The sequence below is a fragment of the Pseudomonas acericola (SeqCode) genome, from assembly GCF_053456465.1.
Map to the genome: position 1 here is coordinate 396,006 of NZ_JBRFJB010000002.1, position 23,530 is coordinate 419,535.

The 23,530-nt window shown below is 63.5% G+C and carries 14 protein-coding genes; 7 read left to right on the forward strand and 7 right to left on the reverse strand.

Annotated elements, in window-relative coordinates; all coding sequences use genetic code 11:
* The first annotated feature begins 83 nt into the window (after positions 1-83).
* From ACU688_RS07865 to ACU688_RS07885, 5 genes are all read left to right on the forward strand, one after another.
* Complete coding sequence (locus tag ACU688_RS07865) at positions 84-2,420, forward strand: putative bifunctional diguanylate cyclase/phosphodiesterase (protein WP_448184274.1); 2,337 nt, start codon at positions 84-86, stop codon at positions 2,418-2,420.
* 222 nt (positions 2,421-2,642) lie between these two features.
* A complete protein-coding gene (locus tag ACU688_RS07870) occupies positions 2,643-3,326 on the forward strand; it encodes a methylamine utilization protein (protein ID WP_448184275.1) in 684 nt (227 codons plus the stop codon).
* Entirely contained in the window at positions 3,310-5,658 is a 2,349-nt protein-coding gene (locus ACU688_RS07875; protein ID WP_448184276.1) for a putative bifunctional diguanylate cyclase/phosphodiesterase, read from the forward strand. The genes ACU688_RS07870 and ACU688_RS07875 overlap by 17 nt, the downstream gene beginning before the upstream one ends.
* An 11-nt stretch (positions 5,659-5,669) precedes the next feature.
* Positions 5,670-6,527, forward strand: coding sequence for a DUF3034 family protein (locus ACU688_RS07880; protein WP_448184277.1), 858 nt, complete (start codon positions 5,670-5,672; stop codon positions 6,525-6,527).
* Complete coding sequence (locus tag ACU688_RS07885) at positions 6,527-6,946, forward strand: group I truncated hemoglobin (RefSeq protein WP_448184278.1); 420 nt, start codon at positions 6,527-6,529, stop codon at positions 6,944-6,946. The genes ACU688_RS07880 and ACU688_RS07885 overlap by 1 nt, the downstream gene beginning before the upstream one ends.
* Before the next feature lie 126 nt (positions 6,947-7,072).
* Here ACU688_RS07885 and ACU688_RS07890 read toward each other — a convergent pair whose 3' ends face one another.
* Positions 7,073-9,490: a glucose/quinate/shikimate family membrane-bound PQQ-dependent dehydrogenase gene (locus ACU688_RS07890; RefSeq protein WP_448184279.1), complete on the reverse strand. Its 2,418-nt coding sequence runs from the start codon at positions 9,488-9,490 to the stop codon at positions 7,073-7,075.
* Between the two features lie 472 nt (positions 9,491-9,962).
* On the reverse strand, positions 9,963-11,981 hold the full coding sequence (locus tag ACU688_RS07895; protein ID WP_448184280.1) for a TonB-dependent receptor: 2,019 nt from the start codon (positions 11,979-11,981) through the stop codon (positions 9,963-9,965).
* Positions 11,982-12,131: 150 nt separating this feature from the next.
* On the opposite strand from ACU688_RS07895, the gene ACU688_RS07900 reads away from it, so the two are divergent.
* Both ACU688_RS07900 and ACU688_RS07905 read left to right on the forward strand, forming a co-directional pair.
* Positions 12,132-12,365 (forward strand): VF530 family protein, encoded by a 234-nt coding sequence (locus ACU688_RS07900; protein ID WP_017738479.1) that lies wholly within the window; start codon positions 12,132-12,134, stop codon positions 12,363-12,365.
* A 4-nt stretch (positions 12,366-12,369) separates the two neighbouring features.
* Entirely contained in the window at positions 12,370-12,996 is a 627-nt protein-coding gene (locus tag ACU688_RS07905; protein WP_448184281.1) for a Pr6Pr family membrane protein, read from the forward strand.
* A gap of 114 nt (positions 12,997-13,110) precedes the next feature.
* Here ACU688_RS07905 and ACU688_RS07910 read toward each other — a convergent pair whose 3' ends face one another.
* The 5 genes from ACU688_RS07910 to ACU688_RS07930 form a co-directional block, all read right to left on the reverse strand.
* A complete protein-coding gene (locus ACU688_RS07910; RefSeq protein ID WP_448184282.1) occupies positions 13,111-13,878 on the reverse strand; it encodes a siderophore-interacting protein in 768 nt (255 codons plus the stop codon).
* Positions 13,875-14,396 (reverse strand): PadR family transcriptional regulator, encoded by a 522-nt coding sequence (locus ACU688_RS07915; protein WP_448184283.1) that lies wholly within the window; start codon positions 14,394-14,396, stop codon positions 13,875-13,877. Before ACU688_RS07915 ends, ACU688_RS07910 begins: the two co-directional genes overlap by 4 nt.
* A gap of 91 nt (positions 14,397-14,487) precedes the next feature.
* Positions 14,488-19,281, reverse strand: a complete 4,794-nt coding sequence (locus tag ACU688_RS07920) for an NEL-type E3 ubiquitin ligase domain-containing protein (RefSeq protein WP_448184284.1) — start codon at positions 19,279-19,281, stop codon at positions 14,488-14,490.
* 62 nt (positions 19,282-19,343) lie between these two features.
* A complete protein-coding gene (locus ACU688_RS07925; protein WP_448184285.1) occupies positions 19,344-20,315 on the reverse strand; it encodes a tyrosinase family protein in 972 nt (323 codons plus the stop codon).
* Between the two features lie 74 nt (positions 20,316-20,389).
* Complete coding sequence (locus tag ACU688_RS07930; protein ID WP_448184286.1) at positions 20,390-23,503, reverse strand: transglycosylase domain-containing protein; 3,114 nt, start codon at positions 23,501-23,503, stop codon at positions 20,390-20,392.
* Positions 23,504-23,530 lie beyond the last annotated feature (27 nt).

Below are 23,530 nucleotides of genomic sequence, written 5' to 3' on the forward strand. Positions count from 1 at the left end.
CGCCGGGTCAGCAGTTGCCAGGGAAGCCTATGACACAGGGACGTAGTGGCAGAAACAGACGCACGCTGCCAGAGGGCACAGCGATGAGGTGGCGCCATACGTTCCAGACCCGTATCGCCGGCGTGCTTGCGCTGTTGCTGTTGGTGGTGGTCGCGGCCACTTACTTCGCCGTCAAGACCGCCACCACCCGTGCCGTGGAGAACCAGGCCGAGGCCCAGCTGGAGACCGGCAGCCAAGTGTTCGAGCGCCTGCTCGACCTGCGCGGCCGGCGCCTGCAATACGGGCTGGACTGGCTGACGGCGGACGAACCTTTCAAACAAGCGGTGGCCGAGGGCAAGCCTGCGCCGATCCTCGCGGCGCTGGACCGCCACGGCACGGGCATCGGTTCCAGCGAGGTGTTTGTGTTGGGCCTCGACGGCAAGGTGATGGTCAGCACCTTGCCGCTGTTTACCCGTGGCACGCCGTTCCCCCAAGACGATGCCTTGCGCCATGCGCGGCGCAGTGGCCTGCAAATGCTCATCGTGGCCATGGATGGGCGACCGTACCTGCTGGTGCAAAAGGACGTCGTCAACTCGCAGCCCGTGGCGCGCATCGTCATGGGCTTCCCGATGGATACGCAGTTCGCCAACGAACTGCGTTCCATGAGTAACCTCGAAGTGTCGTTCCTCGCCGTGCAGGACGGCCGCCCCGGGCCGTTGTTCACCACCCAGCCCGACACCGTCCAGCCGGATATCGTCACGACGTTGCGCCAGCCGCAGGTCAACCCCGAGGCCCATATCGAAGGCTTCCACGGCCAGCGCATGCTCAGCCAAGTGCTGTCGCTGGCCAATACCGGTGCCAGCGATGAGGTGCGGGTGCTGCTGCAAAGTCCGTTGGACCATGCCCTGGAATCCTTTGCGCCGCTGGACCGCCAGTTCCTCGGGATTGCCCTGGCGGTGCTGCTGGTGTCGCTGGCGGGGGCGTTGTTCCTCGCGCGGCGCGTGTCGCGGCCGTTGAATGCGTTGGTGGAGGCGGCCGAGCGCATCGGTGCCGGTGACTACCGCACGCCGGTGCGGGTGCGCAGCCACGATGAATTCGGCCTCCTGGCCCGTGCCTTCAACGCCATGCAAAGCGGCATTGCCGTGCGCGAGCGGCAACTGGCGCACAACGCGTTGCATGACCCGCTCACCGGCCTGCCCAACCGCGCGCTGGCCATGGAGCGCCTGGGCAGTGCGATCAGCGCCCGCCGGCCCGTGGTGTTGCTGTACGTGGGCATTGAAAACTATCGCGTCATCAACGAAGGCTTTGGCCCCGAAGGCGTGGAAGAGATGCTGCGCGAAGCCAGCCGCTGCTTGTCCATGAGCCTGCTGGCCAGCGACACCGCTGCGCGCATCACCGGCAGTGAGTTCCTGGTGCTGCTGGAAAACACCGAGATCGACCGCGCCGTCGCGCGCGCCGACCGTCTCTACGCGCTGCTCACCGAGCCCCAGCGCGTCGGCAACGACGAACTGCGCCACGAAGTCAGCATCGGTATCGCCGCTTACCCCGTCGATGGCCAGCAGGTGGAAGAGTTGATCAGCCGCGCCGCGATTGCCCGGCATGATGCAGCGAGCCTGCCGGGGCATTTGCAGATCTACCAGCAGCACCGCGAACTGGCGCACCAACGCCAGATCACCCTGATCCGCGACCTGCGCCGCGCCGTGGTCGAGGGCGAGTTGTTCTTGTGCTACCAACCCAAGCTCGACCTCAGCCATGGGCATGTGCGCCAGGCCGAAGCCTTGCTGCGCTGGCAGCATCCGACCCTGGGCCAGGTGTCGCCCGCCGAATTCATTCCCCTGGCCGAACGCACCGGCAGCATGGGCAGCCTGACCCTGTGGGTGATCGAAGAAGCCGTGCGCCAGATCGCCGAGTGGGGGCAGCGGGGGTTGCATATCCAGCTGTCGGTGAATATTTCCGTGGACGATTTGGCCGATGATGACCTGGCGATTCGTGTCACTGCCTTGTTGATGCAATACGACGTGGCGGCCGAGCAGCTGATTTTCGAGATCACCGAAAGCGCGATCATGCACAACCCGCAACAGGCGCTGAACGTGCTGGAGCAACTGCGCGGTTGCGGTATCAGCCTGTCGGTGGATGACTACGGCACCGGCTATTCGTCCCTCGCGCAATTGCAGCGCCTGCCGGTGCAGGAGTTGAAGATCGACCAATCCTTTGTGCGCAACCTCGACAGCACCAGCGGCGACGGGGTGATCGTGCGCTCCACCATCGAGATGAGCCACAACCTGGGGCTCAAGGTGGTGGCCGAAGGCGTGGAGTTCGCGCCGAGCCTGAAGCTGCTCAAGCAGTGGAAGTGCGACACCGCCCAGGGGTACCTGATCAGCCGTCCCTTGAACGCCATGGCGTTCGAGATGTGGATGCGCCGCGAGCGGGTGCCGCTCTAGAAAAGGCCTTTTGCGCGCCTACAGATTCTGCGGGCTGCGCCGATAAGCTCTACATACCTTGACCGGTTGCATAGGTTTTTGCCGACCAACGGTCAGGCTTTGCCGTAAATTCAATGATGGCAATTGGCCTTGTTTGCGGCATCATCTGCGTCGTGACACGCATTGCCCCAGTTTCAGTGCCAAGGCAGGCCGCCTATTTTTCCATTGCCGTGCGGACCCTTGATGAATCGGATTTTCCTGCAACTTTCCTTCGCTGCCTTGCTGTTTTCGGCCCATGACCTGGCGCGTGCTGCGACCCTCGACGTGGTGCTGCGCCAGGCCGACCAGACACCCGTCAGCGACGCCGTGGTAACCCTGCAAGGCCCTGTCGGCGCGCCGGCCGGTGCGCTCAAGGCCGATATGGACCAACGCGGCCAGAAGTTCGCGCCCCATGTGTTGGCGGTGCACACCGGCACCCAGGTGCGCTTCCCCAACAGTGACAACATCCGTCACCAGGTCTATTCGTTTTCGGCGGCCAAGCGCTTCGAACTGCGCCTGTACGAAGGCACGCCCACCGACCCGCTGCTGTTCGACAAGCCCGGCGTGGTGGTGCTCGGCTGCAATATCCACGACTGGATGCTCGGCTACGTCTACGTCACCGATGACCCACGCTTCGGCGTCAGCGATGCCCAGGGCCGCGTGCGCCTGGACGACCTGCCGGCCGGCGCCTACCACGTCACCCTGTGGCACCCGCAATTGGCCGACATGCAACCGCTGGACGGCGGCACGCTGAACATTCCAGCGGCAGGCCTGAGCCACGCCGTGCAACTGAGCCTGGAACCACCGTCCGCCGACCTGCCGCCCACACCTACGCCGACGGCCTTTGGCGATGCCTTCAACCGAGCTGCCCGTGAAACTGCGCAGTAGTTTCCAGGCGCGTGTCGCCAGTGTGCTGATCCTGCTGTTGCTGGTAGTGATCGGCGCGCTGTACTTCAGCGTGAAAGCCGCGACGGGCGACGCCGTGCGCAGCCAGGCCAAGGCGCAACTGGACGTCGGCGCGCGGGTGTTCGAACGCTTGCTCGACGTGCGCGGCCGGCGCCTGGCCGATGGCGTGCAACTGCTGGCGGCGGACTTCGGTTTTCGCGATGCGGTAGCCAGCGGCGATTCGGCGACCATGCGCTCGGTGCTGTTCAACCACGGCAAGCGCATCAATGCCAGCGACATGATCCTGCTGGGCATGGATGGCACCGTCCTCGCCAGTACTCTCGATGATGTCCCCGAGGGTTCGATTTTTCGTTACGACCAGGCCCTGCGTGACGCGCGGCGCAATCGCCAGACCATGTTGATGGTGCCGCTGCAAGGCATGCCGCACCTGTTGGTGGAAGCGCCAGTGCTGGCGCCGCTGCCCATTGCGCGGGTGGTGATGGGCTTGCGCATGGACAGCGCGTTCGCCGAAGAACTGCGTTCGCTGAGCAACCTGGAAGTGTCGTTCCTCACCATCGACCGCCAGCAACCGGGGGAGTTGGTCAGCACCCAACCCCAGGTGCTGCGCGACAGCCTCACCAATCTGATGCTGGAGCAAGGCCGCCAGCATGGCGTGGCCACCACCGAGCACTTGGAACACAGTTTTCTCAGCCAATCGCTGGTGTTGGCCAGCGATGCCGACGGCCAGGTCCTGGCCTTGTTGCAGAGCCCGTTGGACGCGGCGATGCAGGCCTTTGCACCGCTGGATGAAAAAATCCTCGGCATTGCCCTGATCGCGCTGATTGCCTCGTTGATCGGTGCCTTGTTGCTGGCCCGTGGCGTGTCGCGCCCGGTGCAGGCCCTGGCCCTCGCCGCCGAGCGCATCGGCCAGGGCGACTACCAGACGCCCGTGGTGTTGCAGCGCAGTGATGAGCTGGGGCGCCTGGCCAACGCGGTCAATTCGATGCAAAGCGGTATCGCCGAACGTGAACAGCAACTGGCGCACAACGCCTTGCATGATCGCCTCACCGGCTTGCCCAACCGTGCGTTGGCCATGGAGCGCCTGGGCAGTGCCATCGCCATGCACCGGCCAATGGCGCTGATCTACCTGGGCATCGACAACCTGCGCGCCGCCAGCGAAACCGCCGGGCCGGACGCGGTGGACCAGCTGTTGCTGGAAGTCAGCCGCAGCCTGCAAGCCGCGCTGCGCCCCGGCGATACCCTGGCGCATCTGATCGCCGACGAATTTCTGCTGCTGCTCGAAGGCGCCGGCTGCGACGAAGCGGTGGGCCTGGCCGACCAATTGCAACAGCTGCTGCTGCGCCCGCGCCGCATCAATGGCCATGACCTGGCGCTGGATTGCCGCCTGGGCATCGCGGCTTATCCGGCCGACGGCGAAAGCGCACACACCTTGCTGGAGCGCGCGGCGATTGCGATGAAAGACGCAGCACAAATACCCGGCCGCTTGCAGATCTACGAACACGGCCGCGACCTCGCTCACCGCCGCCAGATCACCCTGATCCGCGACCTGCGCCACGCGCCCAACCAAGGCCAGTTGCTGCTGCATTACCAACCGAAACTCGACATCCGCCAGGGCCACGTACGCCAGGCCGAAGCCCTGTTGCGCTGGCAGCACCCGCAGTTCGGCATGGTGTCGCCGGCGGAATTCATCCCCTTGGCCGAACGCTCGGGCAGCATCCAATTGTTGACCCACTGGGTGATCGAGGAGGGCATTCGCCAACTGTGCGAATGGAACCGGCGTGGCCTGTGCCTGCAACTGTCTTTGAACATCTCGGCCGATGATTTGCTCGGTGACGAGCTGGCGCATCGGGTCTCGGCGTTGTTGCGTCGTTATGGCTTGCCGGCGGAACAACTGCTGTTTGAAATCACCGAAAGCGCGGTGATGCGCGAGCCGGAAAAAGCCCTGAAAGTCCTGCACCTGTTGCGCGACTGCGGCATCAGCCTGTCTGTGGATGACTTCGGCACCGGCTACTCGTCGCTGGCGCACCTCAAGCGCCTGCCGGTGCAAGAGTTGAAGATCGACCAATCCTTTGTGCGCAACCTCGATGAAACCAGTGAAGACGCAGTGATCGTGCGCTCCACCATCGAGATGAGCCACAACCTGGGCCTCAAGGTGGTCGCCGAGGGCGTCGAATACGCCCACAGCCTGCGCCTGCTGGAACGCTGGCAGTGCGACACGGCCCAGGGTTACCTGATCAGTCGGCCCTTGAGCGCCGACGCTTTCGAAGCCTGGGTGGCGTTGCCCCTCAGTGCGCAAACTTCCCTGATCCATTGAGTGACCTGAGCGTGCGTGTTTCTTTTCTGATCGGCTGCCTTGGCGCCCTGACCCTGCAAACGGCGCTGGCTGACAACGGCCGCCTGATCGCCACCGGCGGCGCCAGCAGCATCGAAGGCACGGCGGGCGGCGGGATTACGCCGTGGGCGGTCTTGGCCGGCTACGGCGAAAAACACGAGTGGGGCGCCACGGCGTTCGCGACCACGGTCAACCTGCCGGACTATCGGCTGGACGTGGCCGGGTTGGCGCTGGCCTATGACAACCGCGTCGAAGTCTCCTTTGCCCGTCAGCGCTTCGACCTCGGCACCTTGGTGCATAAGCTGAACCTGCCCGAAGACAACCTCGGCCAGGACGTGCTCGGCCTCAAGGTGCGGCTGTTTGGCGATGTGATCTACGACGATTTGCCCCAAGTGTCCCTGGGCCTGGAGTACAAGCACCAGACCAACTTCGATATTCCCAAGCTCGTGGGCGCGAAGCGCGACAGCGACGTCGAAGGCTACCTCGCCGCCAGCCGCCTGTTCATGGGCGCGGCCTTTGGCTACAACGTGCTGGTCAACGGCAGCCTGCGCTACAGCCGCGCCAATGAAACCGGCCTGCTCGGCTTTGGCGGCGACCGCCGTGACAGCCGCAGCCTGCTCAAGGAAGGCTCGGTGGCGCTGCTGTTCAACCCGCGCTGGGCGGTGGGCGTGGAATACCGCGAAAAGCCCGACAACCTGTCGTTTGCCGGTGAGAGCGATTGGGCCGATGTGTTCGTCGGCTACTTCCCGAACAAGCATGTGTCGTTTGTATTGGCTTACGCGCGCCTTGGCGAAATCGCCACGCTGGATAACCAGAACGGCACTTATCTGTCTGTGCAGGGGAGTTTCTGATGCGCTGGTTACCGCTGGTACTCGTCGTATGCCTGAGCGCCTGCGCGCAACAACCACCGAAGGATGACAGCCTGTACCGCGACCTTGGTGCCATGCCCGGCATCACGCGGATTGTTGAAGGCCTGCTGCTGAACATCGCCCGGGATGAACGCATCGTCGAGCGGTTTCGGCGCATTGATATCCAGCGTTTGCGCAACAAGCTGATCGAACAGTTTTGCGTCGAGGCGGGCGGGCCGTGCACCTATACCGGGGACAGCATGGCGGAGAGTCACAAGGGCCAGCATGTGAGCCGCAGTGACTTCAATGCGCTGGTCGAAGACTTGATCGCAGCGATGGATAAAGAAGGGATTTCGGTGCCGGTACAGAATCGCCTGATCGCCCGGCTGGCGGTGATGCGCGGCGAAGTGATCGAACACTGACCTCCCAGACAATGATGCTCAAATGTGGGAGCAGGCAAGCCAGCTCCCACATTTTGAATTGCACCGGGCATGAAAAAGGCGGCGACCCTCAATAGGTCGCCGCCTTTTTATTGCTGCCAGTGAAGCTTAATCCGGCAGTTTAAACGCCATCACATAGTCACCCTGCTTGGTACCCAGGGAACCATGACCGCCCGCCACGACCAGCACATATTGCTTGCCGTCCTTGCCGGTGTAGGTCATCGGTGTGGTTTGCGCGCCGGCTGGCAGGCGGCCTTCCCACAGTTGCTTGCCGTTTTTCACGTCATAGGCACGCAGGTACTGGTCCAGGGTGCCGCTGAGGAACGCGACGCCACCGGCGGTGGTGAACGTACCGCCCAGGCTAGGCACGCCCATGCTCAGCGGGATTGGAACCGGCGAGCTGTCGCGCACGGTGCCGTTCTTGTGCATCCAGATGGTTTTGTGGGTGGTCAGGTCGACCGCTGCCACATAACCCCAGGCCGGTGCCTGGCACGGCAGGCCCAGTGGCGACAGCAGCGCTTCGAGGATCACGCCGTATGGCGCGCCTTTGTTCGGCTGCACGCCTTCGGTTTCGCTGACGCGTGGGCCTTGCTTGGCGATGTCGGCAGCCGGGATCAGCTTGGACTTGAACGCCATGTAGCTTGGGTTGACGAAGGCCAATTGGCGTACCGGGTCGACGGAGATGCCGCCCCAGTCGAACACGCCGAAGTTGCCTGGGTACACGATCGAACCTTGCAGCGACGGCGGGGTGAACGGGCCGTCGTAGCGCATGGATTTGAAATCAATCCGGCACAGCAGTTGGTCGAACGGGGTCACGCCCCACATGTCGCGTTCTTTCAACGGCGGCGGCATGAAGTTCAGGTCGGACTTGGGCTGGGTCGGCGAGGTGCGGTCGCCAGCGACTGCGCCTTGCGGTACGGCGATCTCGTGGATCGGCACCACCGGCTGGCCAGTGGCACGGTCGAGCACGTAGATGCTGCCTTGCTTGGTCGATGCCATGACCGCCTGCTTCACGCCGGCTTCGGTCTTGATGTCGATCAGCGACGGTTGGCCACCCACGTCCATGTCCCACAGGTCATGGTGAGTGAACTGGAAGGTCCATTTCACGTGGCCGCTGTCGATGTCCAGGGCGGTCAGGCCGGCGCTGTATTTTTCCGAATCTTCGGTACGGTCGCCGCCGTATTGGTCGGGCATCTGGTTGCCCATCGGCAGGTAGAGCATGCCGAGTTTTTCATCCACCGAGAACATGGACCACATGTTCGGCGAGTTGCGGGTGTAGGTCTTGCCCTCGGCCAACGGGGTGGTGTCGTCCGGGTTGCCGCTGTCCCAGTTCCACACCAGCTTGCCGGTGTGCACGTCGAACGCGCGGATCACGCCGCTCGGCTCGTCGGTGGAGACGTTGTCGGTGACGTGGCCGCCGATCACCACCAGGTTCTTGGTCACAGCCGGTGGCGAGGTGGAGTAGTAACCACCTGGGGCGAAGCCGCCGATGTTGGCGCGCAGGTCGACCTGGCCTTTGTCACCGAAGTCTTCGCACATCTTACCGGTGTCGGCGTTCAGGGCGATCAGACGGGTGTCGGCAGTCGGTACGAAAATGCGTTTCGGGCAGGCATTCGGTGCGGCGGCCGGGCTGGCGCTGCCGGTTGGGCTCTGCTCGGAGGCGTAGACGGCGTCATCGTGATACGACACGCCACGGCAGGTCATGTGGGCCCAGCCTTTGAAGTTCTCGGCGCCCATGCTGCTGATCTTCGGATCGAAGCGCCAGATTTCCTTGCCGGTGTCCGGGTCCAGGGCAATCACTTGGCTGTGCGGGGTGCACACGTAGAGCATGCCGTTGACTTTCAGCGGGGTGTTTTCCGCGGTGGTCTCGCCTGGATCGTTCGGGCCAGGCAGGTCACCGGTGCGGTAGGTCCACGCGGGTACCAGCTTGCTCACGTTTTGCGGGGTGATCTGGGCCAGTGGCGAGTAACGGTCACCGAAGGCCGAACGGCCGTAGGAATTCCAGTCGCCATCGGCCTGGGCCGGCGCAGCGCTGGCCATGCCCGGTACGGCGTCGCGGTCCAGTTGGCCGGTTTTGACCATCTCACCTGGGTTGGTGAATTGGCTGGCCAGCGCGGTAGCGCCTGCCAAGACCACGGCCACGCTCAGCGCGCCGGTGCCCAGTGGCGCCGGTTGGCCGCTCAGTAGCGGGCGACGGACCCACGGCAGCAACATGACGATGCCCAAGGCGAACAGCAGGGCCAGGCGCGGCACCAGCTGCCACCAGTCCAGGCCGACTTCCCACAGTGCCCACACGGTGCTGGCGAACAACACCAGTGCGTACAGACCCAGCGCCGCGCGGCGGTTGGCCAGCAGCAGAATGCCGGTCAGGCCGACGCCGATACCGGCCAGCAGGTAGTACAACGACCCGCCAAGCATGCTCAGCTTGACGCCGCCGGCCAGCAAGGCCAGGCCCATGATCAGCAGCAAGACGCCTAGCAGCTTGGGCAGCAAGCGGCTTGGACTTGAAGCACCATCAGTGCTCATAGTGTGTTTCTCCGTTACGTTGGAATTATGTAACCCCGTGCTTCACTGTAGATGACGATTCAGCACAGGCTTGGTTCAGCGATATTCGGTTTTTCTGTGGATAAAGCGGGTTATCCACAGGCGGGCGATGGATTCCCAGGCGCGGAGGGGTGTAAGACAGCGCTGTCTTTGCTCGGAGGGGAATTCGGCAAGATGGGATCGACCGGGAGAGTGAAACGTTTCAGGTTGTTGCCGGGAAGGATAAAGCGAGTTGTGTTGGAGAGAAAGGGCGAATCGCGATATGCATCATTTCTGAATTGGTAACAGTGACAGAACGTCGCTGCGAAAAGGCGGGTGTGGGTGGGCTTTTGTGGGAGCTGGCTTGCCTGCGATGCAGGCACCTCGGTTTATCAGTGACACCGAGGTGATGCTATCGCAGGCAAGCCAGCTCCCACAGAAAAGCCCAGTTTCCACAGGGGAGTTGCTGTGTTTGTTAGAAGGTAGTGCGGATGCCTAACTGCACGCTTCTGCCCGGTGCCGGGGCGATGTCGCGCAGGATCGAGCTGGCATAGCGCACGGTTTGGTTGGTCAGGTTTTCACCGTTCACAAACGCCAGCCACTGGCTGCCACCGACGTTGAAGCGATAGCCCGCGCTCGCGCCCAGGGTGGTGTAGCCGTCGGTGCCGCTTTCGTTATCCGGCACACGGCCTTGGCCCGCCGCATGTTCCACGTCGATCCGCGCCTGCCAGCGGTCCAGTTCCCACAGCAAACCGCTGTTCAAACGTAGCGGCGCAATACGTGGCAAGGCTTCGCCGGTGTCGAGGTTGGTGGCGCGGGTGTAGTCGCCCGACAGCTCCAGGGCGAATTTACCGTAGGCGCTTTCGCCAAGTTTCCAGTGATCCTGGGCTTCAAAGCCGGCGAAACGCGCGCGCACGCCAGAGTATTTGTACTCAGGGATGCCATCTGCGTCCTCTTCACCTTCGTCGTTCAACGTACGACCACTGCCCAGCAGGCCGATGTAGTTGGAGAAGTGGCTGTAGAACACGCCGAAGCTGCCCTTGTGGGTGCCATTGTCAAAGCGCAGGGCCAGGTCGCTGGACACGGCTTTTTCTTTCTTCAGGGTGGCGTCGCCCAACTCGTAGGTGCCGGTGGCCACGTGGGCGCCGTTGGCGTACAGCTCGTAGAACGTCGGCGCACGCTCGGTGTAGCCGAGGGTCGCGGCGAGGGACCAGATCGGTGTGAGGGTGTACACCGCGCCCGACGACAGGCTGCCAGCGGTGAAGTCATTGGATTTGTCGGCGCCGGCGAAGCGCTCGTTGCCCTTGGCATTCGGATCGACGCTGGTGTGTTCCAGGCGCCCGCCGAGGCTCAGTTTGAGGCGCTCGGTGGCCTGCATTTCTTCGAGGATGAATAGCGCGCCGGCGTTGGTATCGGTCTGCGGCACGAAGGCTTCTTCGCCCAGGGCCGAGAATTCGTTGCGGGTCACTTGCGCGCCGACCACGCCGTTGAACGGGCCGATGGGTTGGTGGCGCGCTTCCACGCGGGCTTCATAACCCTTGTTCTTGAAGATCGTGCCGGTCTCGCCGCCTTCGATTTCGCGGTGTTCGTAATCGGTGTAGCCGGCGTCGACTTTGACCGAGGTAAACGGGCCTTGCAGGTTGCGGATCTCTGACGCGAACGCGTAGTGATCCTGCTTCATGCGGATGCGCACGTCCTGTTCGGCGGGGGAGCCGTAGTTCGCGTCATAGCTGCTGTAGGACAGGCCGGCATAACCGTCATCCCAGGTGTAGGAACCGCCCACGGCGCCACCGTCCTGGCGCCCGTCGCTGTTGCCCAGGCGGCCGTTTTTGCCGGGTACATCTTCGGTCTCGGCGGCGTGGCGGCTGCGGGCCTGGCCGGGGATTTTCAGGTCGTTGAACTCCCGCGCGTTGGCGTCCAGGTGCAGGGCGAACGTGCCGTTGCCGGCTTCCAGGCGGCCCGCGCTGCTGCGGGTGGTGTCGGCGCCGCCGTAGCGCAGTTCGCCGGCGCCGTGGATGCCTTCGATGGCTTCGGTGGGGATGCGGTTGTCGAAGGTATTGACCACGCCGCCGATGGCGCTGCCGCCGTACAACAAGGCCGCCGGGCCACGGACGATTTCGATGCGGTCAACGTTGACCGGGTCCAGCGGCACCGCGTGGTCGTAGGACAACGACGACGCATCCAGTGCGCCGACGCCGTTGCGCAGGATGCGAATGCGGTCGCCATCCTGGCCACGGATGATCGGCCGGCTGGCACCTGGGCCAAAGTACGACGACGACACGCCAGGCTGCTTGTTCAGGGTTTCGCCAAGGCTGCCTTTTTGTTGCAGGGTCAGGTCATCACCTTCCAGCACGGTGGTGGGCGAGGCGAGCTGTTCGCTGCCCAGCGGGTTGCCGGTGATGACTTGGGGTTGCAGCTCAAGGGCCTGGGCGTGGGAGCTGATCAGCAGGGCGGCGGCAAGCGGGGACAGGCGCCACAGAGAAGAGAGGGACATCGGATATTCCTTGGCAAAACGACGAAAAGATTTGAAAGTAATGGTTACAATATAACATCTCTTTTTCGCTGGGAACGGGAACTTTTTATAACTGGGTTGGCGGGGTGATAAGGTGTGCGCCTTCGTGAGCACATTTTTCATAGGCCCGGCATGACCGCGACAAGCAACGACCCACTCCACGGCGTGACCCTGCAACACGTCCTCACCACCCTGGTGGAACACTACGAATGGGACGGCCTGGCCGAGCGCATTGATATCCGCTGCTTCAAGAGCGATCCGAGCATCAAGTCGAGCCTGACGTTCCTGCGCAAGACCCCGTGGGCGCGGGAAAAAGTCGAAGGGTTGTACGTCAAGCTGATGCGCACCAAACGCCCGCTGGATTGAGCCGGTGAAGCGCTTTGTCGCGGCGGCGGCGCTGGCGGGTTGGGTGGGGCTGGCGATCCAGCAATACCTGATTTTCTATTCGCGCTGGTCCAGCGGCGCCAGCCTGTTGGGCGGGCTGGTCAACTTTTTCAGTTTCTTCACGGTGCTGAGCAACACGTTGGCGGTGGTGGTGTTGAGTTATGCGCTGGTAACGCGTGACTCGCCCGCGAAGCGGTTTTTTCTCGCGCCCGCGATCAGCAGCGGTATTGCCGTGAGCATCGCGGTGGTGGGCCTGGCGTACAGCCTGTTGCTGCGGCATTTATGGCAGCCCGAAGGCTTTCAATTTATCGCCGACGAATTGCTCCACGACGTGATGCCGGTGCTGTTCTTGATCTACTGGTGGCGGTGTGTGCCGAAGGGCACTTTGCGGCTCAAGCACATCGGCGCCTGGGTGATTTACCCGTTGGTGTACTTCGCCTATGTGCTGCTGCGGGGGCATTTGCTGGGGCAGTATCAGTACCCGTTCATTGATGTGGACAGCCTTGGATATCCACAGGTGTTTGTGAATGCCGGGGGGATTTTGGTGGGGGTTGTGGTGATTGCGCTGGCGGTGGTGGGGCTGGATAAAGTCCTGAAATCACCGCAGGCTTAAAAGTGTGGGAGCGGGCTTGCCCGCGATAGCGCAGTGTCAGTCAGCACATCTGGCACTGACCTACCGCTATCGCGGGCAAGCCCGCTCCCACAGGGGTTACTCTTCCTCAGGAAGTTAGTCTTCTTCACTGCCTTCGGCACGCCAGTAGCCGACGGCCTTGAGGAACTCTTCGTTGACCTTGTGCGTATCCAGCAACACGCGCCGTACCTGGCGCGACACCTTGGTTTCCATCGCCACAAAGCTGTACAGCGAGCCACTCGGCAGCGTCAGCTTCTGCACGGTATCGAGCAGGTCATCCTGACCGCGAATCACCCAGATCACTTCAACATCGGCAGCGCTTTGCAGCGCCTGCTTTTCTGCGGCATTGGCGATCTCAATCACGGCCAGCACCTTGCGCCCAGCCGGCAATTCCTCCAAGCGTCGCGCAATGGCAGGCAGGGCGGTTTCATCGCCGATCAGCAGGTAGCTGTCGAAGATATCCGGCACGATCATCGACCCCCGTGGCCCGCCGATATACAGGTACTGGCCGACCTGCACCTGGTCGGCCCAGGTGGACGCAGGGCCATCGCCGTGCAGCACAAAATCGATGTCCAACTCGCCGATGTCCAGGTCGAACCGCCGTGGCGTGTAGTCGCGCATCGCCGGTTGCGGGCCGTCGCCCTTGATGCTGAAGGTCGGGCTTTCCAGTGCGGCCTGTTCCGCTGCGTTCTGCGGGAACAGCAGCTTGATGTGGTCGTCGCTGCCCAGGCTGACAAACCCCGCCAGTTCAGGCCCGCCCAAGGTGATGCGGCGCATGCGCGGGGTGATATCGACCACCCGCAGCACTTCGAGGCGGCGGCGTTTGATTTCGTGACTGACGCGGTGGATCACTTGGCTATTCATTGGTCTTTCCCGTCGGCAATGGCTTGAGCGGTGCGATTGAGCAGCGCCGCGACACGAACGATTTCTTCCGGGCTCCAGCGCCCGTGGTGCGAGTGCAAGGCATGGCGCAGGTTGTGCACCGCCTCGTGGATTTCGGGCGGGCGGTCATGGCCGCGCAGCGAACGTTTGCTCACGTCGATGCGCATGCGCACGCCGTCCAACGCCACCTGTTGCTCGCTTAAGAAGAGACGACCGGCGTCGGTGATTGTGTAGCGCTTTTTTCCGCCATCGGCGTCGCCCTGGATCAAGTCGCTCTCTTCCAGAAAGGTCAGGGTCGGGTAGATCACGCCGGGGCTGGGGGTGTAGGCGCCGTCGAACAGGCTTTCGATCCGGCGGATCAGGTCATAGCCGTGGCACGGCTGTTCGGCGATCAGCGCCGGCAGCAGTAATTTCAAGTCGCCGGGTGCAAATACCCGGGGGCCGCGACCGCGGCCTGCGCGCGGGTCAAAGCCGTCGCGCTGGTGAGGATGGTCTCGCATGGTTAGGAGCCTCTGTGTGTGTCTAGATATAACGTAAGATATATCTTATTGAGCGTGCAAGGTCGTCCGACGGACGGTGATCCCTCCTCGGTCATGAATCGGGCCCGGCCTCGTAGGTCTCCAACCGCAACAGCACGTCCCGGGTCAGGCGGCGGGCGAGGTCTTGTTCGCTGGGCATGTCTTCGGTAAAGCCGGCAGCCAGGAGGCGTTCGTAGGTCTGCGTTTGCATCGGTTGCCCGGTGAGGACATCGGCGTGTGGGACGTTCAGGGCATCGGCCAGGCCCAGCAAGCGCGGTTGCAGCACGCTGCGTTCTTCTTCGCTGGCACTGGCCCATTCGCTCTGGGCAAACAACAGATCGTCGAGGGGGTCGATCAAGGCGTTGGCGCGCTCAATGCTGGCCTGGAATCGTGCGGCGTGGGTTTCGCGCAGGTGCCGGTCCCAGAACCCTTGCTCCAGCATGCCGTCCGCCAGCCCGCCGTGCGCTTCCAGGCGCATCACTTGGTCGAAGGCATGGTTGAGCTGCGTGAGGCTGACGTCTGCGGTTTCGCGATAGCGCATATGTGGCGACACCCATGGCAACTTCAACCGGCCCTTCAAGCCGCTGTGATACGCCAGGTACACCTCCACTTCATCGACGGTGCCGGGTTCGCCGTCGATCATCTCTGTACTGAAACGCAGGCCCAGTCCACCGTCTTCTCGCGGCTTGATGCGCTGGCGGATATCGGCCTGCGCGGTCCTGTTGAGGCGCTCAAGGCGTGACTTGCCCCTGGCCAGGTGGGCCAGTTTCAGTGTCTGCAACTCACCGCGCAGGTCGCGGTTGATCTCCGCCAGTTGCACCTCAAAGCCCATCGCATTGAAGGTATGCGCCCCCGCATCGGCGCAGGTCAACGGGTTGCTGGCCATCTGGAAGAGCCGTGTGCGCAGGTCTTGGTCGCCCTCCATGGTCAGCAGCATGCGCCAGACTTTGTCGGCCAAGTCTTCGCGACCACGCTCATACAGCGTGGCGTCGCCTTCATCTTCAAAAAACGCCGAGGGCTCCAGGCTCTTGAGTACTTCGAAGAAACCTTGGGAGCCGTGTTCTGCTTCAATGTCCTGCCACAATTGCTGCATCCAGGGTTGGTGTTCCGGTTGTTCCAATTCCAGCCAGAAGCGTGCATCGCCCTTCGGCGGGTAACTGCGATACGGGTCCAGGCCGGCTTCCAGGCGGTAGCTGACCAGGCGCTGCTCGGCCTCGGGGCTCAGGTGGTTGCGGTCCAGGCGGGCCCGCGCGAGCAACTCGGCCTGGGGTTGCCAGGGCAAGAATTGGGGGAGGTTGTCGATCGCCGTGTTTTGCACATCCAGGTAAAAGCCCTGGGGCCGGGGCTGCGCGAACAGCCCGTCGGGCCATTGGTTGATGGCCGTGTTGCGCAGGCTCAAGGCTTCCAGGTGCGACAGCCCGGCGATGTCCGGCGCACGCACCAAGTGACGGTTGTACGCCAGGGAGAGCTGACGCAAGCGTCTGAAACCGCTGAGTTGCCCGAGGCTTGCCGCGTCCCATTGAATCGGGTTGGCCTCCAGGCTCAGGTGTGTCAGTGAGGCCATGCCCCTCAAGCCTTGTGGCAACCGGGTCAACTGATTGTTGCGCAGGCTGAGGCTGAGCAAGTGGGGGAAATGATTGAGTAACGGCGTGTCGCTATTGAGCAGTTGGCCGTCGATGATTTCCAGGTGCAGGACATGTTCGAAGTTGGCGCGCAGGCGCAAGTCGGCGAGCAAGCCGGTCAGCCGCACACCTTGCAGGCTCAAGCGGACGCCGCTGGCATCGGCGCCGAGGTGCTCTTCCCAGGTGCGCAGCAATGCCTTGGCCAGGTACAGGCGTTGTTGGCCCTGGTTCGGCGTTTCGTGCGCGGGGGCTGTGTTGATCCAGTTGCTGAGGTCGTGCTGTAACTCAGCTTTTTCGATTTCGCGGGCCTCGAAGCGTTGGCGCTGGAGGGGGTCGTCGAGGGTTGGCAGGTAGGTGTCGATAGTGGCCTGGTCGGCGTAGGGGTAGAGCGCCTTGACCCGTTGTTCGAGGCTGCCGGGGAACAGTTGGCTGACCCAGGCACCTAGGGAATGCATGGGTTTTTGCACCAGCACTTGGGCATCCTTGGGCGGTGTTGCCCGGCTCAGCGGGTCGGCCAGCACGGTACGACGGGGTTCGCGGGCGCGCAGGGTGTCCATCACCCAGCCTTTGAATGCCGTGGGCTCGGGCACCGGGCGTTTGGCCACGGGCAAGGCGCTGAGCAGCGCATCGAAAAAATTTCCGGCGGGTTGCAGGCGTTGCTGGTGGTGATCGTATACCTCGTAGACCCCATCGGTTTTCAGCAACAGGCGACGGTGCTGGGCGCCCAGTGGCCCGGCACTCGCGCGCAGGTTGGCGATGAAGGTGTGCTGGCGGATCTCGATGCGGCAATCCTCCAGGCTGTCGCTGTACAGGCGCAGGGTGTCGAGCACCATTTGCTCGGTGGCGGGGCCGAACAGCGCGGGGTCGTAGAAGCCCTGGTACGCGTGGGCGCCGCGTGCCTGCAAGTGTTGCTCGCGGGCGAGGTTTTTCAGGCGCAGGGGCAGGCGTTTTTCGCTGTCCATGATTGCCAGTTCATCGGGCCGTGCCTGGGCAAGCACCTCGTTGACCAAGGCTTTCGGCAGGCCTGGGCAGGTGTCGCGGACCAGCAGGCCACGTGTACTGGTGAGGTCTTCACTGTGGCGATACAGGTAGGCAAACATCGCCCCTCGGCGCTGGGCGAGGTGGTCGGCCATGCGATTGCGCAGGAGCCCTATCTGCGCGGCGCGGTCATCCGGCAGTGTGCCGAGCAGCGCGCTCAGTTGGGGCGCATCAAGGAAGTCCACCAGCCGTTGCGGCAGTTTGCCCAGGTTCAAGTCGTCGCGGCTGATGGCCAGGGTGTGTTGCGCGTCGGCCTCGCCAAAGTGCAGGTGATCGCCGCTCAGGTCGCTGTGTTCGTACACCCGGATTGCCCGGTCCGCTGGCCAGCCCGGCAGTTCGCAGGCGATATGGGGGCTCCAGTAGGTGTCCTGGTCCACCGGCAGGCCCGCGCGCAATTGGTCGGGCAGCGCATCGGCCTGACGGTTGAGGCGCACGCGCTTGAGCGTGTCCTCCAGCAGGGGCGCCGCCAGGTTGTCCGTCTGCACGGCGCGCAGCGTGGCGTGGTCGTGGCCACTGGTGCGCAGAACCTGTTCGGGCAGCGGCCCAAGCTCTGCCAGGCGACGCTGATCGCTCCAGGCTCGCGGGCTGAGATTTCGACGAATCGGTGGCGCATAGGCGTCGGCGCGGGTGGCGTGCTGGATGCGGTACTCGCCGGCGTCCAGCTGCACGGCGTAGTGCTCGCCCTCAACCGGCAGGATCCGCTGCCCGAGGTGTGTGTGCAGCCCGATGGCATCGGCGGTCGAGTCGGCAGGCAGTTGCAGGTTTTGTCGATAGGGCCGTGGATCGGGGTTCCACAAGCGTGTCTTGCCATTGACCTCGACCGCCTTGAGCCCGTCGACGAACACCGATTGCGCCAAGTGCCCACCTACGCCGAACGCCGCCAGTTGCACCACATCGCTGACTACCCCGACCAAGTGCCCGGCGGCTTCCATCGCCTGACCCTCGGCAAGGTCAACCACGCCTTCCACCAACTCATCGAGCAATTGGTAGGCGGTGTAAGCCAGCATCACTTCACCGAGCAACGGCACGAACGGAGTGACCACCAACAGCGCCACGTTCAGCGCGCCTTCGAGGGTTTGCCCGAGTGTGTCCCACCAGGCCCAGCGCGCACGACGGTCGGCATCGGCGGTGGAGACGGCAAGCGCGCGGCCGTCATTGAGGATCTTGTTCAGCGCGGCCTGGTAGAGCTGCGGCCACAGTTCACCGTCAATACGTGTGGCGGCAAAGCTGGGGCGCTGTTGCAGGCTGCTGAAAAACGTCGCGCGTTGCGACTGGTCGACAAATTGGCTGAAAAACTCACGGTACGCCGGGGCTTTCAACTTCTCCAGCAGTGCCGTGCGGAACGCCACGGTGCTGGGGTAATCCTCGATTGCACCGTGGGGATCATGGGGGATGTACACCACGACGCGGGCGGCGTCCGTGGCCAGGTCGAGGTCGGCGGCAATCAGCAGGATGCCGGTGAGCAGGGTGTTTTGCAGGCGCAGCCGATAACACTGCATCACCCCGCGTTCGCCCTTCACCGCATGTTGCAGCAGGTGGAAGGTGGCCGGCGGGATGGCGCCGTGCAGCAGCGCCAGGTGCGCGGCGCTGCTCAGTGCGGCTTGCTGGCTGGCGATCACCTCGGCTTGCAGCTCCGGCGGGGTGAGCAAGTGCTGTTGCAGGTGCCGCGCGTATTGCGCGCCCAGGTCCAGTTCGCGGCACAGCGCGACAAACTGCGCGATGCTGATCTGCTCCTTGTGCGCCTCGATCATGAAGTGACCGCGTGCGTCCGGCCGCGTGATGTAGCTGGAGCTGTCGGTAAAGGTTTCATCGCTGGCGAAGTTTTGCAGCGCCGCCTCCAGCAGCGACAGGGTGCGGCTGGTGCTGCCCTTGACCAGCGCACCCTTGGCGATCACCAGGAACAGGTGCGTGGCGCGTACATCGAGGGCGAGCCCATAGCGTTCCCGCAGCGCTTGGCTGAGCAAGGGGATGGCGAAGGCGTGAAGGTCTTGCAGCTGTTCAAGGCGTTTGTCGACGCTGTTTTGTGTACGCCATGCCCGTGCATTGGCGGCCTTGAGGGGAGCATGGTCCCGGGCAGCGGTGCGCAACAGCGCCGGCACGCGTGTCAGTGGCACCTGGCTCAGCGCTTGCGCCCGAGGCCAGGCGGTGGTGTGCAGCCAGTCGGGCAGGCTGCGTTGGATCAGCGGGTAGTGCGGGCCTTTAGGCATGGCGGATGACCTTGGATCTGGACAAGGTCATCAGCCTAGGGCCGGCGAATGGATGGCTGGGGTTAGATAATTAGATCGTCGCCGATGACGTCAATCACTGTCCCGGTGGGCGTGGGCGTGCGCGTGGGCATGGGTGTCAGGGTGACCGGGCAGTTGGGGGTGACAGCGCGGAACAGGCCGTAGGTGTAGTCCAGCGCGTCGGTCGTGAGTACGTCGCGCACGGTCCAGATCTGGGTCCAGGGCGCCGGTTTATCGGGCGCGTTGAAAACCAGGGTGGCGTTCAGGTCCAGGCCTGCCCAACCGGTTTGCGGCAAGTACGGCTCGATGGTGGGGTGCTGTTGCTTCCAGCGTTCCCACAGCAGGTCGAGGTAGCAATGGTGCAGGAAAAACACCGGGTCATTCGGTGAGGACGCAAAGCCCATATTGCCGCCCACCCAGCGATGTACCGGGTCATGCAGCATGCCTTCGCAGACATTCAACCAGGTGTCGGGCCCCGAGGCGTAGGGGGTTTTGGACAGCGCGACATTGAGGTGATCGGTATTGGGCAGGTACGCGCCGCTTTCACCGCCGAAATCGCGGCGCAAGCCGGGGTCGCCGAGTTCTGTGTCCCAGACTTTCACTTCAAAGCGCCCGCCCTGAAGGGCAAACGGGCCGTTGACCACGCGCTGGTTCTGCTCGCGGTCGCCGTTACCGCCCAGGAAGGCCGGTGTGAACGGATCGCTGGGGCCGTGCGAGGTCCAGTCCCAGAACGGCAGGGTCACGTTTGGATCATTCGCCGCGGTTTGCAAGGCGCGCTCGAACTGGCGCAGAAACACCCGGTGCCAGGGAAAAAACAACGGGCTGCGGTGTGGCATGGGTTGGAACTGATCGGGGCCGCCCAAGGCATTTCTATGCACCTGGACAAAGTCGTCATAACGGCTTTGCAGGCCTGGGCGCAGCACGCTGGGGGTGTCGTTTTTCAAGCGCAGGATGGCCTCGATAAACTGGGTTTTCTGCTCACGGGTCATGTGGCGGTGGTTGATCCGGATATTCATGGCGGGTCTCTGTTGGATTGATGTGTGCTCAATCTAGAAACCCTGCTGTGTGCCTACCATCATCCAAAGAGACGCTAGTTGTCGGAGACTGCTGTGGCGATGGGTAAGGCCGTGGGCAGGCATTGGGTCAGCTCGCCCGGTTGCAGGTACGGCAGCAGGATCGGTGCCATGCCCTTGAGCACTTGCACCGGCAACGCCGAGGTGAAGGTGAAATGCTCGGCTGACTGGCCGGGCACGAAGGCGGTCAGCGTGCCGAAGTGATGCTCGCCCAGGTAGAACACAAAGGTCGCCGTGCGGTTGATGGATTTTGAACTGAGAATCCGCCCACCGGCACCGATGGCTTCGATGCGGTTATCCCCCGTGCCGGTCTTGCCGCCCATGGCCAGGGCGGTGCCATCGTCGAGCTTGAAACTGCCGGCCACGCGTTTGGCCGTACCGGCATCCACCACCTGGGACAGCGCGCCGCGCAAGGCTTGGGCCACCTCGATCGGCATTACCCGCTTGCCCGGCGCAGGGTCGTTGAGCACACGGGTTTCGTAGGGCGTATCGGCGGCGAAGAGCAGGGTGTCGATGCGTAATACGCGGGGCCGAACGCCGTCGTTGAGGATGATCCCCATCAGTTCCGCCAGCGCCGCCGGGCGGTCGCCGGAGCTGCCGATGGCGGTGGCCAGTGACGGCACCAGGTGGTCAAAAGGGTAGCCCACGGCTTGCCAGCGCTGATGAATATCGAGGAACGCCTCGATCTCCAGCATGGTGCGGATGCGGCTGTCCCGCGCGCTTTGATGGCGGCTCTTGAACAGCCAACTGTAGACCTCCTGGCGTTCGAACTGGCTGGCCTTGACCGCGTCGGTGAAGGTCGCGTCGGGGTGGTTGAGCAGGTAACCCAGCAGCCATAGATCCAGCGGGTGGACCTTGGCGATATAGCCTTGGTCCGGCAGGTCGTAAGTGCCGGGGCCGTAATCCTTGTAGAGTTTTTGCAGGCGTTCGTCGGTGAGTTTTTCCGTGGTTTTGACGCCGTTCAAGTGCGCGCGCACGAAGAGGTTGAAGCTCTCCTGGCTGGCATTGGGCAGCAGGTAGCGGTGCACTGCCGCCAGGCGCATCGGCGTGGGGCGCAGGCTGTCGAGGAAGGTGTCGAGTCGCGCCTGGGTGTCTTTCTTCTGGTACTTCTTCCAGAACTTGCGCAGGAAGGTGGTGCCTTCGCGGTCGGCAAAACCGGCGAGGTATTCCTGGCGGCGTGGGTCGTTATCGTCCTTGAGCAATTCGGCGCTGTTGTTCTCGCCGGAGTAGGTGACGTAGCGCACCACGTCGCGCATCAGGCGAATGAACGGCAGGTTGATCGACTCACGCAGGGCGTCGCGCAGGGTCGGGTTGCGGCCGTTGTCCTGGCTGCGGAAGTTGTGGAAGGTGTGCAGCCCGCCGCCGGTGAAAAAACGTTCGCCAGGATTGGCGGAATAAGTGCGGTCGAGTGCGGCATCGAGCATCTTGGCCAGGGATTTGTCCGGCGCCTGGATCAGGTAGTCGAGGGCCCAGCGGCTCAGGCGGTCCTGGTCGTCCACGGGGATTTTTTTCAGCGCCGCAGGCGCTTGTGCGGCGTACTTGGCGTGCAGTTCGGTGATGATTTGCAGGTAGGTGGTGAGCACGCGCAACTTGGCGGTGGAGCCCAGTTCCAGCTTGCTGCCTTCGTTGATGTCAAAGGGTTGGTCGGTGTTGTCGGTTTGCACGCGCACCCGCGAGCCGTCCGGTGTCAGTTCGAACAGGGTGAAGCTGTAGCGCACTTGCGCGGTGCTGGTGGGGGTGAGCAGGCGCTCGCCGAGCAGGCCGATCTGGCGGGCGTAATCGGGGTCGGCGAGGTGCTTGAGGTAGTCGCTGACCTGGCCCTGCAATTGCGCTTGCAGGGTGCTGGTGGCGGACAGGTCGAGGCGGTCGAGATCGTACAGCGGCCGATCGAGCAGGGCGGCCAGGCGGCTGCGCGCGACGCTGATGCCCTTGTTGGTTTCTATCGGCTGCACGGTGGGTTGCTGCACCCAGTCGCGATAAGTGACCTTGCTCGCCAGCGCCGCCTTCAACAGCGCCGGTTCGATCACGCCATTCTGGGCCAGCAGGCGCAGGTGGCTGTCGGTGAGCTGTGCCAGTTCATCGCGGCCTTTGGCCAGGTAATGGGAAGGCCGGCGCTGGGCGATGATCAGCGACAACACTTGCCTCAGGGCCAGGCCTTGCTCAGCGTTCACCGGGCCGCGCAGGGCCTGGTTGACCTGGTTGAAGTCGGCGCCGTACCACACCCGCAACCCCTCCGCCATGCCATGCACTTCACCATGCCCGGGCACTGCCGACAGGGGCACGCTATTGAGGTAGTCGCGCAGGATGTTCTGGCGCGCGGGCAACGTATCGGGCCCGTCCTGGTAGGCGCGCACGGCGGCAGAAAACATCTGCCGCAGTTTTTCCCCGCCCGACAAGGTCAGGCCGTCCGGCGAGTGCCGGTATTTTTCCAGCTGGGTGGCCAGGGTGCTGCCACCGGCGCTCTGGCCGGGCAAGTGCAGCCATTTGGCGGCTTGCGACCACGCTGCCTTGGCAAAGCGCGGCCAGTCCACGGCAGGGTTGGCTTGGGGTTGGGCGGGGTCAAGCAGGTCGCGGTTTTCGATAAACAACAGGCTGTCGACCACCAGCGGCGGGATCGACGTGAAGCTGTCATACAGCTGTTGCGGGTAGTTGTAGCGGTACAACGGCACGGCGCGGCAATCGGTGATGGACAGCCCGGCCTGGATCTTTTCCGCATAGGGCACGAACAGGCCCTTGGCGCTGTAGTCCATCAGTTGCGGTGAGAAGCGCGCCTGGGCCTGGATCACATAACCGCGCTTGAGCAGGCGTGGCAGGAACGTGCCGAGGTCGCTGTAGCCCAGGCGTCGGTCGAACGGGCCGGCGCCGGGATAGACCATGGCGTCACTGGCACCGGGTTGTACCTGGTAGGTGAGGTCGCGGGCCAGGCGGCTGAGTTCCTGGGCCTGCAAGCGTGAGGTGCGCATCTCTTTGTTGGCGGCAAAGCCCAGGGCAATCAGGGCGAGCAGGACGATCAGCCAGAACAGTCGCAGCCAATAGCGCGGGCGAGGTTTATTTTGGGGTAAAGGCGCTGGGTCCGAACTGCCCTGTACTTTCGCAGCCTTGCTTGATTCGGTTTGCCACAGTGCGCCCATAGTCGATTGATCCCTGCACGCAGATTG